The sequence below is a fragment of the Mesorhizobium sp. Z1-4 genome, from assembly GCF_004000235.1.
Classification (GTDB): Bacteria; Pseudomonadota; Alphaproteobacteria; order Rhizobiales; family Rhizobiaceae; genus RCIO01.
This window is the reverse complement of sequence record NZ_RCIO01000005.1, coordinates 188,370-201,168: the sequence shown is the minus strand read 5'-3', so window position 1 is coordinate 201,168 and position 12,799 is coordinate 188,370. Positions and strand designations below refer to the sequence as shown.

12 protein-coding genes and 2 tRNA genes are annotated in these 12,799 nt (G+C 61.6%); 6 read left to right on the top strand and 8 right to left on the bottom strand.

Annotation, left to right across the window (positions count from 1 at the left end):
• Window positions 1-6 precede the first annotated feature (6 nt).
• The 3 genes from EP165_RS16850 to EP165_RS16840 all read right to left on the bottom strand — a co-directional run bounded on the left by EP165_RS16850 (window position 7) and on the right by EP165_RS16840 (window position 1,268).
• Window positions 7-588, bottom strand: a complete 582-nt coding sequence (locus tag EP165_RS16850; RefSeq protein ID WP_127523988.1) for a NuoB/complex I 20 kDa subunit family protein — start codon at window positions 586-588, stop codon at window positions 7-9.
• Window positions 579-944 (bottom strand): NADH-quinone oxidoreductase subunit A, encoded by a 366-nt coding sequence (locus EP165_RS16845; protein ID WP_127523987.1) that lies wholly within the window; start codon window positions 942-944, stop codon window positions 579-581. The genes EP165_RS16850 and EP165_RS16845 overlap by 10 nt, the downstream gene beginning before the upstream one ends.
• 247 nt (window positions 945-1,191) lie before the next feature.
• Window positions 1,192-1,268: transfer RNA gene (locus tag EP165_RS16840), tRNA-Asp, on the bottom strand.
• A gap of 220 nt (window positions 1,269-1,488) precedes the next feature.
• On the opposite strand from EP165_RS16840, the gene EP165_RS16835 reads away from it, so the two are divergent.
• Together EP165_RS16835 and kynU are read left to right on the top strand one after the other, a co-directional pair.
• Window positions 1,489-1,564, top strand: a tRNA-Val gene (locus EP165_RS16835).
• Window positions 1,565-1,703: 139 nt separating this feature from the next.
• A complete protein-coding gene (gene kynU / locus EP165_RS16830; protein WP_127523986.1) occupies window positions 1,704-2,897 on the top strand; it encodes a kynureninase in 1,194 nt (397 codons plus the stop codon).
• Window positions 2,898-2,966: 69 nt separating this feature from the next.
• Here kynU and hupB read toward each other — a convergent pair whose 3' ends face one another.
• The 4 genes from hupB to EP165_RS16810 all read right to left on the bottom strand — a co-directional run bounded on the left by hupB (window position 2,967) and on the right by EP165_RS16810 (window position 8,264).
• The gene (gene hupB, locus EP165_RS16825) at window positions 2,967-3,239 is read right to left on the bottom strand and encodes a DNA-binding protein HupB (RefSeq protein ID WP_127523985.1); all 273 of its coding nucleotides are present in this window, start codon (window positions 3,237-3,239) and stop codon (window positions 2,967-2,969) included.
• A gap of 196 nt (window positions 3,240-3,435) precedes the next feature.
• Complete coding sequence (gene lon / locus EP165_RS16820; protein ID WP_127523984.1) at window positions 3,436-5,847, bottom strand: endopeptidase La; 2,412 nt, start codon at window positions 5,845-5,847, stop codon at window positions 3,436-3,438.
• A 243-nt stretch (window positions 5,848-6,090) separates the two neighbouring features.
• On the bottom strand, window positions 6,091-7,368 hold the full coding sequence (gene clpX / locus EP165_RS16815; protein WP_127523983.1) for an ATP-dependent Clp protease ATP-binding subunit ClpX: 1,278 nt from the start codon (window positions 7,366-7,368) through the stop codon (window positions 6,091-6,093).
• A 254-nt stretch (window positions 7,369-7,622) separates the two neighbouring features.
• Window positions 7,623-8,264, bottom strand: coding sequence for an ATP-dependent Clp protease proteolytic subunit (locus EP165_RS16810; protein ID WP_127523982.1), 642 nt, complete (start codon window positions 8,262-8,264; stop codon window positions 7,623-7,625).
• A 226-nt stretch (window positions 8,265-8,490) separates the two neighbouring features.
• Here EP165_RS16810 and EP165_RS16805 point away from each other — a divergent pair, with 226 nt between their 5' ends.
• Window positions 8,491-9,216, top strand: coding sequence for a hypothetical protein (locus tag EP165_RS16805; protein ID WP_127523981.1), 726 nt, complete (start codon window positions 8,491-8,493; stop codon window positions 9,214-9,216).
• 53 nt (window positions 9,217-9,269) lie between these two features.
• Here the strand turns inward: EP165_RS16805 and EP165_RS16800 are convergent, their stop codons facing one another.
• Window positions 9,270-10,373 carry an NAD(P)/FAD-dependent oxidoreductase gene (locus EP165_RS16800; protein WP_127523980.1) on the bottom strand — a complete coding sequence of 368 codons (1,104 nt, stop codon included), beginning with the start codon at window positions 10,371-10,373 and terminating at the stop codon, window positions 9,270-9,272.
• A 72-nt stretch (window positions 10,374-10,445) separates the two neighbouring features.
• Here EP165_RS16800 and EP165_RS16795 point away from each other — a divergent pair, with 72 nt between their 5' ends.
• The 3 genes from EP165_RS16795 (at window position 10,446) to EP165_RS16785 (ending at window position 12,653) form a co-directional block, all read left to right on the top strand.
• Window positions 10,446-11,690, top strand: a complete 1,245-nt coding sequence (locus tag EP165_RS16795) for a cytochrome P450 (protein WP_127523979.1) — start codon at window positions 10,446-10,448, stop codon at window positions 11,688-11,690.
• 103 nt (window positions 11,691-11,793) lie between these two features.
• Window positions 11,794-12,090, top strand: coding sequence for a hypothetical protein (locus EP165_RS16790; protein ID WP_127523978.1), 297 nt, complete (start codon window positions 11,794-11,796; stop codon window positions 12,088-12,090).
• Window positions 12,091-12,326: 236 nt separating this feature from the next.
• A complete protein-coding gene (locus EP165_RS16785) occupies window positions 12,327-12,653 on the top strand; it encodes a hypothetical protein (protein WP_127523977.1) in 327 nt (108 codons plus the stop codon).
• The last annotated feature ends 146 nt before the right edge of the window (window positions 12,654-12,799 follow it).

Below are 12,799 nucleotides of genomic sequence, written 5' to 3'. Positions count from 1 at the left end.
GCGCACCTACCGCTCGATCGTGCCGGTACGGCGTATTTTCTTCTGCAAAAGCAGCACGCCATAAAGCAACGCTTCGGCAGTCGGCGGGCAGCCAGGCACGTAAATGTCCACCGGCACAACGCGGTCGCAGCCGCGTACCACCGAATAGGAATAGTGGTAGTAGCCGCCGCCGTTAGCGCAGGAGCCCATCGAGATAACGTAACGCGGCTCCGGCATCTGGTCGTAGACCTTGCGCAAAGCCGGCGCCATCTTGTTGGTCAGCGTGCCGGCAACGATCATCACATCCGACTGGCGCGGCGAAGCGCGCGGCGCGAAGCCGAAACGTTCGGCGTCGTAGCGCGGCATCGACATGTGCATCATCTCAACGGCGCAGCACGCAAGGCCGAATGTCATCCACATCAGCGAGCCGGTGCGCGCCCAGGTGACCAGCGCTTCCGAAGAGGTAACGATGAAACCCTTGTCGGAGAGCTCGTTGTTGAACTCCGCAAAGAAGACGTCGTCCTCACCCACGGGCCGCCCGGTGTTGGGGTCGATAATTCCCTTGGGCCGGGGCGCTACGAGCGTCGCAGAAGGATCGTTCAATCCCATTCCAGCGCTCCCTTCTTCCACTCATAAATAAAGCCGATCGTCAGCACGCCGAGAAACACCATCATGGACCAGAAGCCGAGCCAGCCGATATCGCCGAACGAGACGGCCCACGGGAACAGAAAGGCCACTTCCAGATCGAAGATGATGAACAGGATGGCAACGAGGTAAAAGCGGATGTCGAACTTCATGCGCGCATCGTCGAATGCGTTGAAGCCGCATTCGTAAGCCGACAGCTTTTCCGGATCGGGATTGCTGTAGGCGACGATGAAAGGCGCAATCACCAGCGCGGCAACGATGGCGAGCGCGACACCGATGAAGATCACAATCGGCAGATAAGACTGAAGAAGTTCACTCATGAATCGTCATTCCGGGGCTTTGGGCCGAACGGAAGCATAACATCACGAACCAGGCTCTTGCCGCGACTTAAATTTCCCGGCAAGCGCGCCCCGCCGAGGCCATGCTGCGTTGCGGCGAGGGTTAACGCAGCCGCCTGCGCGAAGCAAGTCAAACCTTGATGCGTCGACGCGCACCTCACAGCGCATGTCGCGATGCGACCACGGCGGGTGCACTGGCTGCGACAGACCACATCTGTGAGGAAAGAAATGGCGCGAGTGACGGGGCTCGAACCCGCGACCTCCGGCGTGACAGGCCGGCACTCTAACCGACTGAGCTACACCCGCGCATCAGGCGAAACCGGAAACCGGCCCGCTGAATGTCGCGGTGAATTAGGCGCTTCACCCGGCACTGTCAAGCGGCGCCTGCGCGCGAATTTCCGGTCTTTGGACAAGCACCCGCATATTGTGCCGCCTGCGACTGACTCGGAGCGTCAACACGTTTGCCGTGCGGAGTGATTTTCGCTTGCGGCAATGACGCGAAACGCCTAAACGGCTGGCTCACGGCGGGCGATTAGCTCAGTTGGTAGAGCGCTTCGTTTACACCGAAGATGTCGGCAGTTCGAGCCTGTCATCGCCCACCATTCCCCCGCCCGCGCAGTTCTTACCCGGCTGCCACCCCCGCAGATCCCGATCTGGCGCGAGACATCGCGCGCGGGACACGCTATTGCGCAACGGACGTTGCAGCATGCCGGCAGCCCGCCGGCGGGAGAGATCGAATCGATGACAGATTTTTCGGCCACGCGCTCGCTGTTCGAGATACCGGACGGCTTGGTCTACCTGGACGGCAATTCTCTCGGCCCCCTGCCCCGCAAAGCGACACAACGCGTGAGCCAGGCAATGGAGCGGGAATGGGGCTCGATGCTGATCACTGCGTGGAACAAGGCGCGTTGGATGGAAATGCCGTCGCGGCTGGGAGATCGAATTGCGCGGCTGATCGGCGCTTCCGCAGGTACGGTGGTGACAGGCGACACACTCTCAATCAAGGTTTATCAGGCGCTTGCGGCCGGCCTCGAACTCAATCCAGACCGCCGGGTCGTGCTTTCCGACACCGGGAACTTCCCGACCGACCTGTACATGGCGGAGGGACTGCTCAGGCAGCTGGGCGACGGCTACCGGCTGAAAACCGTCGAGCCCGATCAGGTCGCACACCACATCGATGACAGCGTTGCAGTTCTGATGCTGACCGAGGTCGATTATCGCACCGGCCGCAAGCATGACATGGCCGCACTGACCGCTGCGGCGCACACAAATGGCGTCATTGCGATGTGGGATCTCGCTCACAGCGCCGGCGCACTGCCGGTCGATCTCACTGGCGCAGATGCCGATTTCGCGGTCGGCTGCACTTACAAGTTCCTGAATGGCGGCCCGGGCGCGCCGGCATTCATCTATGTCGCGCCGAGATATGCGGACCGCGTACGCCCCGCGCTCTCCGGCTGGCTCGGACATGAGGCGCCCTTTGCGTTCGACCTCGACTACCGCCCGGGCGAAGGTATCGAGCGCATGCGTGTCGGCACACCGCCGATCCTGCAGATGGTCGCGCTCGATGCCGCACTGGACGCCTGGGATGGTGTCGATCTCGCCGACCTGAGGGCGTGCTCCATCGAACTCGGCCAGCGCTTTGTCGCAGGCGTGGAGGCGAATTGTCCGCAGCTGCGCCTGGTCAGTCCGCGCGATCCGCAGCAGCGCGGCTCACAGATTTCGTTTGCCTTCGAGCATGGCTATGCAGCTATGCAGGCACTTATCGCCGACGATGTCATCGGCGACTTCCGTGCTCCGGACATAATGAGGTTCGGCATAACACCACTCTATCTGAACGAAAGCGACATCGACGAGGCGGTGAGCCGCCTCACAAGGATCATGTCGCAGAAGCTCTGGGACCAGCCGGACTTCCATCGCCGCGCCGCGGTAACCTAGAGCCTTCCCGAACCCAAAAAAGAAGCCGGGCAATGCCCGGCTTCAAAAGGGTCTATGACCAAGGAAACCTTAGTTCACCGCGTCCTTGAGGCCCTTGCCGGCCGAGAACTTGGGGACCGTGCGGGCGGGAATGTTCACAGCCGCACCGGTCTGGGGGTTGCGGCCGACAGTTGCGGCGCGCTTGGAAACCGAGAAATTGCCGAAACCGACAAGGCGCACATCGCCGCCTTTTTTCAGCTGACCAGTAATAACGGAAAATACCGCGTCGACAGCGGACTGGGCGTCTGCCTTGGACAGATTGGCCTCGTCGGCGACGGCGGCTACGAGTTCGTTCTTGTTCATAAAGGAATCCTTCCCTGTGAAGATCGGGTTTTTTTACGACTCACCCAATAGGCGCGAACTCTATGGGATGGACGCTTGCCGACCAAGCACAAAACCTCGGGAAACCCACGTTTTCCGCCGTTTCTAAAGTTAGAATGGTAGAAATGATGAAGGCCGGGCTAACAACCCGGCCTTCGAACCAGCAAATCGGACGCTGCTAGTGCGCCAGCGGCGACTGAACTGATTCTTCAATCTTGTCCGACGACGCCGGCTGATTGTCCTTTTCGGTCCATTCGATGGCTTCCGGCATACGCGTCAGTGCGTGGCTCAGCACTTCGCCGACGCGGCTTACCGGGATGATTTCGAGACCGTTTTTCACGCTTTCGGGGATTTCAGCGAGGTCTTTCGCATTTTCCTCCGGAATCAACACCTTCTTGATACCGCCGCGCAGGGCCGCGAGCAGCTTTTCCTTCAGACCACCGATCGGCAGCACGCGTCCCCGCAGCGTGATCTCACCCGTCATCGCAACATCCTTGCGGACCGGAATGCCGGTGAGGACCGAAACGATCGCCGTCGCCATCGCGGTGCCGGCCGAAGGGCCGTCCTTGGGCGTTGCGCCTTCGGGCACGTGCACGTGGATGTCGCGCTTGTCGAACAGCGGCGGCTCGATGCCGAAATCGACGGCCCGGCTGCGCACGTAAGATGCCGCGGCGGAAATCGACTCCTTCATCACATCGCGCAGGTTGCCGGTGACGGTCATCTTGCCCTTGCCCGGCATCATCACGCCTTCGATGGTCAGCAACTCGCCGCCGACCTCGGTCCAGGCAAGCCCGGTCACGACGCCGACATTGTCTTCGCCTTCGACCTGGCCGTAGCGGAACCGCGGAACACCGAGATACTCGTCGATGTTCTTCGGCGTGATCTTCACCGATTTGGTCTTCGTGCGCACAATTTCGGTAACAGCCTTGCGGGCCAGCTTCATCAGCTCGCGCTCAAGGCTGCGCACGCCCGCCTCGCGGGTATAGACGCGGATGATCTCGCGGACAGCGTCGTCCGAGACCGAGAACTCCTTCGGCTGCAGGGCGTGCTCGCGCACGGCCTTGGGCAAAAGATGCCGCTTGGCGATCTCGACCTTCTCATCCTCGGTGTAACCGGCGATGCGAATGATCTCCATGCGGTCCATCAGAGCCGGCGGGATGTTCAGCGTGTTGGCCGTCGTCACGAACATCACGTTCGAGAGGTCGTACTCGACCTCGAGATAGTGGTCCATGAAGGTCGAGTTCTGCTCCGGATCGAGAACCTCAAGCAGTGCCGATGACGGGTCGCCGCGAAAGTCCATGCCCATCTTGTCGATCTCGTCGAGCAGGAAGAGCGGGTTCGACTTCTTGGCCTTCTTCATCGACTGCACGATCTTGCCGGGCATGGAGCCGATATAGGTCCGCCTGTGGCCGCGGATTTCGGCCTCGTCGCGCACGCCGCCGAGCGCCATGCGTACGAACTCGCGTCCGGTCGCACGCGCGATCGACTTGCCGAGCGAGGTCTTGCCAACACCGGGAGGTCCGACAAGGCACAGGATTGGGCCTTTCAGCTTCTTCTGTCGGCTCTGGACGGCAAGATACTCGACGATGCGATCCTTGACCTTGTCCAGGCCGTAATGGTCCGTGTCCAGCACGTCCTGCGCGAAGTGCAGGTCGTGGCGAACGCGCGAATTCTTGCCCCACGGGATGGAAAGCATCCAGTCGAGATAGTTGCGCACGACGGTCGATTCCGCCGACATCGGCGACATGTTGCGCAGCTTCTTCAGCTCCGCATTTGCCTTCTCGCGCGCTTCCTTGGTGAGCTTGGTCTTCTTGATCCGCTCTTCGAGCTCGGCCACCTCGTCGCGGCCGTCTTCACCCTCGCCGAGCTCCTTCTGGATCGCCTTCATCTGCTCGTTGAGGTAATATTCGCGCTGCGTCTTCTCCATCTGGCGCTTGACGCGCGAGCGGATGCGCTTTTCCACCTGCAGCACGGAAATCTCGGCTTCCATGAAGCCCATGGCCTTCTCCAGCCGCTCGCGCACGGGCAGCGTGGCCAACATTTCCTGCTTCTCGGGGATCTTGATCGCCAGATGCGAGGCGACCGTGTCGGCGAGCTTGGAATAGTCGTCGATCTGGCTCGTGGCGCCCACGACCTCAGGCGAGATCTTCTTGTTGAGCTTCACGTAGTTTTCGAAGTCGGCGACGACCGAGCGGGCCAGCGCCTCGACCTCGACCTCGTCTTCCTCGGGCTCACTCAGCACCTCGGCCGAGCCCTCGTGAAAGTCGGTGCGATCGGTAAAGCCGGTGATGCGCGCACGTGCGGTGCCTTCCACCAACACCTTGACAGTGCCGTCGGGCAGCTTCAGCAGCTGCAGCACGTTGGCGAGCGTACCGATGTCGTAAATCTCGTCGCTTGCCGGATCGTCGTCGGCAGCGTTTTTCTGCGTAGCAAGCAGTATCTGCTTGTCAGCGCCCATGACATCTTCCAGTGCCTTGATCGATTTTTCACGGCCGACGAAGAGCGGCACGATCATGTGCGGAAACACGACGATGTCGCGCAGCGGCAGCACTGGATGGATATCGCCCGATATGCGGGGGGAATTCGTCATTGCTCAGCCTTTCATGGCGCAGCCGCAAGCAGCCGGCTGCGAATCCTTATTGTAGCGATTGCAGGGCGATCCGCCTATGGCAGCAAAAGCCGCACGCAAGCACGTATCCCTGCCCGAGGGTTGTTACGGTTAGTTGGAGTGCCTCAATACAAAGATCAAGGGCAACGGACCCGCGCTTTTGGGTAGTCCCCGGAAACGGAAACGGCGCCCGAAGGCGCCGCATGTTTCGGTCTCCTGCCAAGGTCAGGCCGAGACGTTGCCCTTTTCCTTCTCGCGCTCGGCGTAGATGTAGAGCGGGCGCGCATTGCCCTGCACCACCTCGTCGGAAATAACCACTTCCTGCACGCCTTCCAGCGCGGGAAGTTCGAACATCGTGTCGAGCAGGATCGCTTCCATGATGGAGCGCAGGCCGCGCGCGCCGGTCTTGCGCTCGATCGCCTTCTTGGCAATCGCCGAAAGAGCGCCTTCGTGGAAGGTGAGTTCAACATTCTCCATCTCGAACAGCCGCTGGTACTGCTTGACCAGCGCGTTCTTCGGCGCGGTCAGGATCTGCACCAGCGCCTCTTCGCTCAAATCCTCGAGCGTGGCCAGCACCGGCAGACGGCCGACAAATTCGGGGATGAGGCCGAATTTGAGCAGGTCTTCGGGCTCGACGAGGCGGAAAAGATCGCCGGTACGGCGGTCTTCAGGCGAAGACACCGTGGCGCCGAAGCCGATCGAGGTCTTGCGGCCGCGATCGGAGATGATCTTGTCGAGGCCGGCGAAAGCGCCGCCGCATATGAAAAGGATATTGGCCGTGTCCACCTGCAGGAATTCCTGCTGCGGGTGCTTGCGCCCGCCCTGCGGCGGCACGGAAGCGACAGTGCCTTCCATGATCTTGAGCAGCGCCTGCTGGACGCCCTCGCCCGAAACGTCGCGGGTGATCGAAGGATTGTCCGACTTGCGGCTGATCTTGTCGATTTCGTCGATATAGACGATGCCGCGCTGCGCGCGCTCGACGTTGTAGTCGGCGGACTGCAGCAGCTTCAGAATGATGTTCTCGACGTCCTCGCCGACATAACCGGCTTCGGTCAGCGTCGTCGCATCGGCCATGGTGAACGGCACGTCGATGATGCGCGCCAGCGTCTGCGCCAGCAGCGTCTTGCCGCAGCCGGTCGGGCCGATCAGCAGGATGTTCGACTTCGCCAGCTCGACATCGTTGCCCTTGGTGGCGTGCGCAAGCCGCTTGTAGTGGTTGTGGACCGCAACGGAGAGCACCCGCTTGGCGTGCGACTGGCCGATCACATAATCGTCGAGGACTGCGAGAATTTCCTGCGGGGTCGGAACGCCTTCGCGCGACTTCACCATCGAGGATTTGTTTTCCTCGCGGATGATGTCCATGCAAAGCTCCACGCACTCATCGCAGATGAATACGGTCGGACCCGCGATCAGCTTGCGGACCTCGTGCTGGCTCTTGCCGCAGAACGAACAGTACAGCGTGTTCTTGGAGTCGCCACCACCGCTGTTACTGATTTTGCTCATAATTCCGTCCTCTCAGTACCAGACCCGCGCATCGCGGCTGCGCTTTTGCGGGATATTTCCCGACGGCTCCATCAAAGCGCATTCCCAACGAAACACAAATCGGAAGTCGCGGCAACGAGTCGGTTTCCCCAAACGAAGCTAAGCCGCCGAAAATCAATATAGGCTTAACGTGGCCGGGCGTCGTGCACAGCTAATTCAACGATTCGGGCCGTTTTGCAGCGGAAAGCTCATTTCCGCGCCAGCAGAGAAACCGGTTACTCCGACTTGCCGCTGCTGTCTGATTCGGTCGCTTCGCGTGACGTCAAGACCCGGTCGATGATGCCGAATTCCTTGGCCTCGTCCGCGGAAAGGAAATTGTCGCGCTCGAGCGCGGCCTCCACCTTCTCATAGTCCTGGCCGGTGTGGTGGACATAAATCTCGTTGAGGCGGCGCTTCAGCTTCTCGGTGAAGCGGGCATGGATCATGATGTCCGTCGCCTGGCCCTGATAGCCGCCGGACGGCTGGTGCACCATGATATTGGCGTTAGGCAAAGCAAAACGCGCATCCTTGGCGCCGGCGGCCAGGAGCAGCGAGCCCATCGACATCGCCTGGCCGGTACACAGCGTCGACACCGGCGGCCTGATGAACTGCATCGTGTCGTAGATCGCCAGACCCGACGTCACTACGCCGCCGGGGGAGTTGATGTAGAGCGAGATTTCCTTTTTCGGGTTCTCCGCTTCCAGGAACAGCAGCTGTGCGCAGACCAGCGACGCCATGCCGTCCTCGACGGGCCCGGTGATGAAGATGATGCGCTCCTTGAGCAGACGCGAAAAAATGTCGAATGCCCGCTCGCCGCGGTTGGTCTGCTCGACCACCATCGGCACGAGGTTCATGTAGGTCTCGACGGGATCTTTCATGGGAAGCGTCCTTGGATAGCGCGGCGGTCGTCACGAGAATCGCGTATTGTCAGCGCTAGATAGGATGGTCGCTCCGGCTTGCGCAAGGCTGGTGCGGCCAAGCTGGCCATAAGGGCAGGCATTAACCATCGGCCTTCACATTCGTTAACAAACCTTTGCTGCCGGGCACTTCCCGGCTAAGCTCCGGCTGTGCGGCATATGACAATGCGGGTTTGGAGTGAGTACCATGCGTAGGCAACTGACAAGCGCCCTTGTGGCCGGTGTCGCACTTTCGGCAATGATCACGCAGACGGCAGCCGGCGGATACGCGGCAGCCTGTTATGAACGCGTGCACCAGCCGCCGGTCTACAAGACCGTTTATGAAAAGGTCCTGGTTTCACCGGGCAAGAAATATGTCGAGCATGTGCCGGCCGTCTACGGAACGCAGCGGCGGCATGTTCAGGTCAGGCCTGCACAGGTGAGCTATTCGGTCATTCCGGCTCAGTATGGCTGGGAAAAACACAAGGTGCTCATCGAGCCCGCGCGCACGATCGCCCGGCAAATTCCCGCGGTCACCAAGACCGTGCATCGCAAGGTGCTCGTCCATGAAGGCGGCTACGCGTGGGAATGGCAGTGGATCAACGGACGCAAGGTGTTGTGCAAGGTAAAGCGTTCGGCGGTCTACAAGACCATCGCCGAAACGGTGGTGGTTCAGCACGCCAGAACCGTGCACGAGACAGTACCCGCCCGTTACGGCTATGAAAAGCGCCAGGTGCTGATCAGCGCTGCGCGGAAGCAGAAGCATGTGATCCCGGCGGAATACGGTTATGTCAGCGAACGCGTGCTCATCCAGCCCGCGCAAAAGCGCGTCCACCATTCAGCACCCGTCTACGAAACCGTCGCCCGACAGGTTCAGGTTAGCCAGGGACACAGCGGCTGGCGCAAGGTACGCGTCGGCGGCCACTGCGGCTAGCGCGGGTATTTCCTGCGCGCAGCCACATCTAGTCGTGTAGTAGGCTGCGCCGCCTACGCTGCTTCAGCGCGCAGCCAGCGCGCGAGGCGGTCGTTGTCTCCGCTCTCGACCGCATCGGCAACGCGGCGGCCGACCGCGGCGCCGAATTTGTAGCCATGGCCTGAACAGGCCGACACGATGAGTGCCTTGTTCGCCGGCCTGCAGTAGAACGTCTCGTCGGGTGTGAAGGTGTAGGCGCAAGTGACAACGTCCAGCACCCGGTATTCATCCAGACGCGTCATCGGCGGCGCGAAGAGGTCGCGAACCTGTTCGCCCTCGCCTGCCCGCGGGTTGCGTCCGGCATCGGCGTCCGGCCACTTTTCCTTGTGCAGGCCGGAGCCGAACTTCAGTCCGCCGGTCCCGGACGGAGGCAGGATGTACCCATCGATCTTGCCGCCGACATCGACGATAACCGGCGCGGCCTCCCAGGCCGCCTTCAGATCCCGGGGCGGCTCGAGATAAACCACAGCCGTGCGGTAGGTCGTGACGTCTTTCGTCAGTTCGGGAAACAGCCGCGCGACCCAGGCGCCCGCAGTGACGACAATACGGTCGGCAGCGATCTCTTCGCCGGTGTCGAGGCGCACCACAGCCGCCGCGGGGTCGACGGCGGCCACCCTGGTCTCCGTGAGCAGGTTCACCCCGCTGCCGCGCAGCCAGCCGGCCATGTCCGAAGCGATCAGTTTGCAATGCAGCGCACCGCCATCCTTGGAGCTGAAGCCAAAGCGCACGGATTGGGCTTCGAGAAAGGGGTACCGGCGCGCGGCCTCTGCGCCATCGAACATCTCGACCGGGTAGCCGCCGGCTTTCATGCCCTCCAGATAGGTCTCGGCTTCGTCGCCCTCCTCGCGCGAAACACAGAGAAAGCCGCGCGGATCGAGATGGCTGCGGCCGAGATCGTCCCAGAGCTCGTCCCAGGCGTCATAGGCCTCAGTGATCGTGTTGGCATAGCCGGTCGCCGCTCCATAGGCGCGGCGGATGATGCGGTGGTGATCGCCGGAGGCCGAGAGCGGATTGGGGATAGTCCCCTGCTCGATCAGCGTAACCTGATGGCCGCGCTTGGCCAGCGCCCAGGCGGAGGACAGGCCCGAAATGCCGGCGCCGACAACAACGATATGCATGCAACGAAACTCCAAGAAACGGCGGCACATTAAGGGCTGGCGCTTGAACCGCAAGTCACGCTAGGGAGCACTATGACAGTCGCCCAGCCCGCCTATCTTCAGTTCGATCCGCAAACGCGGACCGCCAGCATCAACCCGCGCGAGCCGGAATTCGTGCAGGACCCCTACCCCGCATACGCCTTCCTGCATGGAGCGTCGCCGGCCTTCTTCTGGAAGGAGTACGGGTTCTGGTGTTTTGCCGGGTATGACGATGTGAACCGGCTGTTGCGCGACCGGCGGCTCGGACGCGAAAACCGTTGGGGCCCGCCCGGCATTCGCGGCGAAAACCGCGCTCATCTGGACGCCTTCGACCGCGTCGAGGCAGCCTCGCTGCTGGAGCTCGAACCGCCTGCACACACGCGGCTTCGGGCTCTGGTGAACCGCGCCTTCGTCTCACGCCAGGTGGAGCGGCTGCGCCCACGGATCACGGAACTGGTGCATCAGCTTGTCGACCGCGTCGAGGCCGATCGGGGTGCCGATCTTCTGCCCGCCCTCGCCACGCCGGTGCCGATCACCGTCATCGCCGAGATGCTCGGCGTACCTGTCGAAATGGGTCCGCAGTTGCTCGACTGGTCGCACCGCATGGTCGAGATGTATATGCACCGCGCCACTCGCGAGACCGAGGACAGCGCCAACAGCGCAGCGCTCGAGTTTGGCGATTTCATTCGCCGCCACGCCGAGGAGCGCCGACGCAATCCCGGCGACGACCTTCTCAGCCTCCTGATCGCTGCACGCGAGGAAGGCCAGAAACTCTCGGAAGACGAGCTGGTTTCGTCCACTATCCTGCTTCTTAATGCCGGCCATGAAGCGACGGTTCACCAGACCGGAAACGCGGTCCGCTCAATTTTGATGCAAGGCGGAGACCCGCGCCGCTTCTTCGGCTCGCCCGAAACGACCGCTGCCACCGTCGAAGAGTGCCTGCGCTTCGACGCACCGCTGCACATGTTCACGCGCTTCGCCTATGAAGAACTTGAGCTTGCCGACGGCGTGGCGGTGAAGCCGGGCGAGCAGATCGGGCTTCTGCTGGGTGCGGCCAACCGCGACCCGGCCGCCTTCGGGAAGCCGGCGGAATTCGCGCCTGGCCGCGCAGATCAGAAAAATGTGTCGTTCGGCGCCGGCATCCATTTCTGCATCGGCGCGCCGCTGGCACGGATCGAACTGCAGGAAAGCCTGCGGGTTTTGTTCGAGCGCCTGCCAGACATCAAACTCGACGGCGCGCCCATCTATCGCGACAGCTACCACTTTCATGGGCTCGAGGCTTTACGGGCGCATTGGTGAGTGCGCTCCGCATCCTGCTGCCACCACAGTGGCAGCAGCCATCGGTTAGAAGTCAGCTCCCCTAAGACCTCTAGCCAAAAGGTGCCACATGCCGAACCGAGTGTTGGAACTTGTCAGTTTCCAGCTTGTCGCAAACGCCGACGAAGAAACGTTCCTGAAGGCCAGCCAAGCGGTGGACACCTTCTGCCGCACGCAGCCCGGCTTTATTTCCCGCCGCCTGGCAAAGAGCGAGGAAGGCGGATGGGTCGACTGTATCGAGTGGCTGGACATGGAGTGTGCGCAAAGCGCGGCGAAAGCGATGCCCAAGGCGGACGGCGTCGGGCCCGTATTGAGCGCAATAGACATGCCTACCGTCTCGTTGCGCCATCTTGACGTGATGACGTCGCACCAGGCGGACTGAAGAGCACACCGCCGGTTGGTTCGGTCAGTAACGGAACCCCCACGGCGCCTGCGTTTCGGCGCTACTGCCGCACCTGTTCTTGCCGGTCGTGGTCGACCGCGACCGGCAGTCTTCGGAATGCCGCCGGCTTTCGTTTCCATGGCTGGAGCCTCTGCCGGTGAAACGGTGAGGCCCGCATTCGGCGAAGACGCCGAAATGTGGTAGGATGTTGCCCTCACTGATTGAGGGAGGTTGCGATGATCAATCGCCCGTTGGCAGTGCTTTTCACAATTGTGCTTCTCGCCATAGGAACGCTTGCCCATGGCGGAGAGAGAGACGGCCCAGAGCCGGTCATGATGACGTTTGCCACGCCGCAGCTCGCACCCGAGATGTTCCAGGGCCGTGACAATGTAATACGAACCTCATCGTTTTGCGGGGCGTGCACCACAAGCGATGACTGCGGCAGCGGCTGGGTGTGCTGCTCGCATGGATGCTCTGACGATCTGAAAAAATGCTACAACGTCGTCAGCTGCGACAAGGTTGGTGACGAGACCGCGCCGTTGCGGTTTTTCGCGTCGAAGTAGCGGGGAATACCGCGCCAAAAACAAGGAAAGCACTGAGATCGCTCTCAGTGCCTCCCTGTCTGGTCCGGTTGCTTCACTCTGACTGCGGCCCGAAGGCGCAACCAAACTGAAACCCCGAACTCTGACGGTGCCGGTGGTTCGAATTC

Bases quoted from the DNA above. Each gene is read 5' to 3' on its own strand.
- EP165_RS16785 (WP_127523977.1), top strand. From the start codon at position 12,327: ATGATCAATCGCCCGTTGGCAGTGCTTTTCACAATTGTGCTTCTCGCC.
- EP165_RS16850 (WP_127523988.1), bottom strand. From the start codon at position 588: ATGGGATTGAACGATCCTTCTGCGACGCTCGTAGCGCCCCGGCCCAAG.
- EP165_RS16805 (WP_127523981.1), top strand. From the start codon at position 8,491: ATGCGTAGGCAACTGACAAGCGCCCTTGTGGCCGGTGTCGCACTTTCG.
- lon (WP_127523984.1), bottom strand. From the start codon at position 5,847: ATGACGAATTCCCCCCGCATATCGGGCGATATCCATCCAGTGCTGCCG.
- clpX (WP_127523983.1), bottom strand. From the start codon at position 7,368: ATGAGCAAAATCAGTAACAGCGGTGGTGGCGACTCCAAGAACACGCTG.
- EP165_RS16800 (WP_127523980.1), bottom strand. From the start codon at position 10,373: ATGCATATCGTTGTTGTCGGCGCCGGCATTTCGGGCCTGTCCTCCGCC.
- EP165_RS16810 (WP_127523982.1), bottom strand. From the start codon at position 8,264: ATGAAAGATCCCGTCGAGACCTACATGAACCTCGTGCCGATGGTGGTC.
- EP165_RS16845 (WP_127523987.1), bottom strand. From the start codon at position 944: ATGAGTGAACTTCTTCAGTCTTATCTGCCGATTGTGATCTTCATCGGT.
- kynU (WP_127523986.1), top strand. From the start codon at position 1,704: ATGACAGATTTTTCGGCCACGCGCTCGCTGTTCGAGATACCGGACGGC.
- EP165_RS16795 (WP_127523979.1), top strand. From the start codon at position 10,446: ATGACAGTCGCCCAGCCCGCCTATCTTCAGTTCGATCCGCAAACGCGG.
- hupB (WP_127523985.1), bottom strand. From the start codon at position 3,239: ATGAACAAGAACGAACTCGTAGCCGCCGTCGCCGACGAGGCCAATCTG.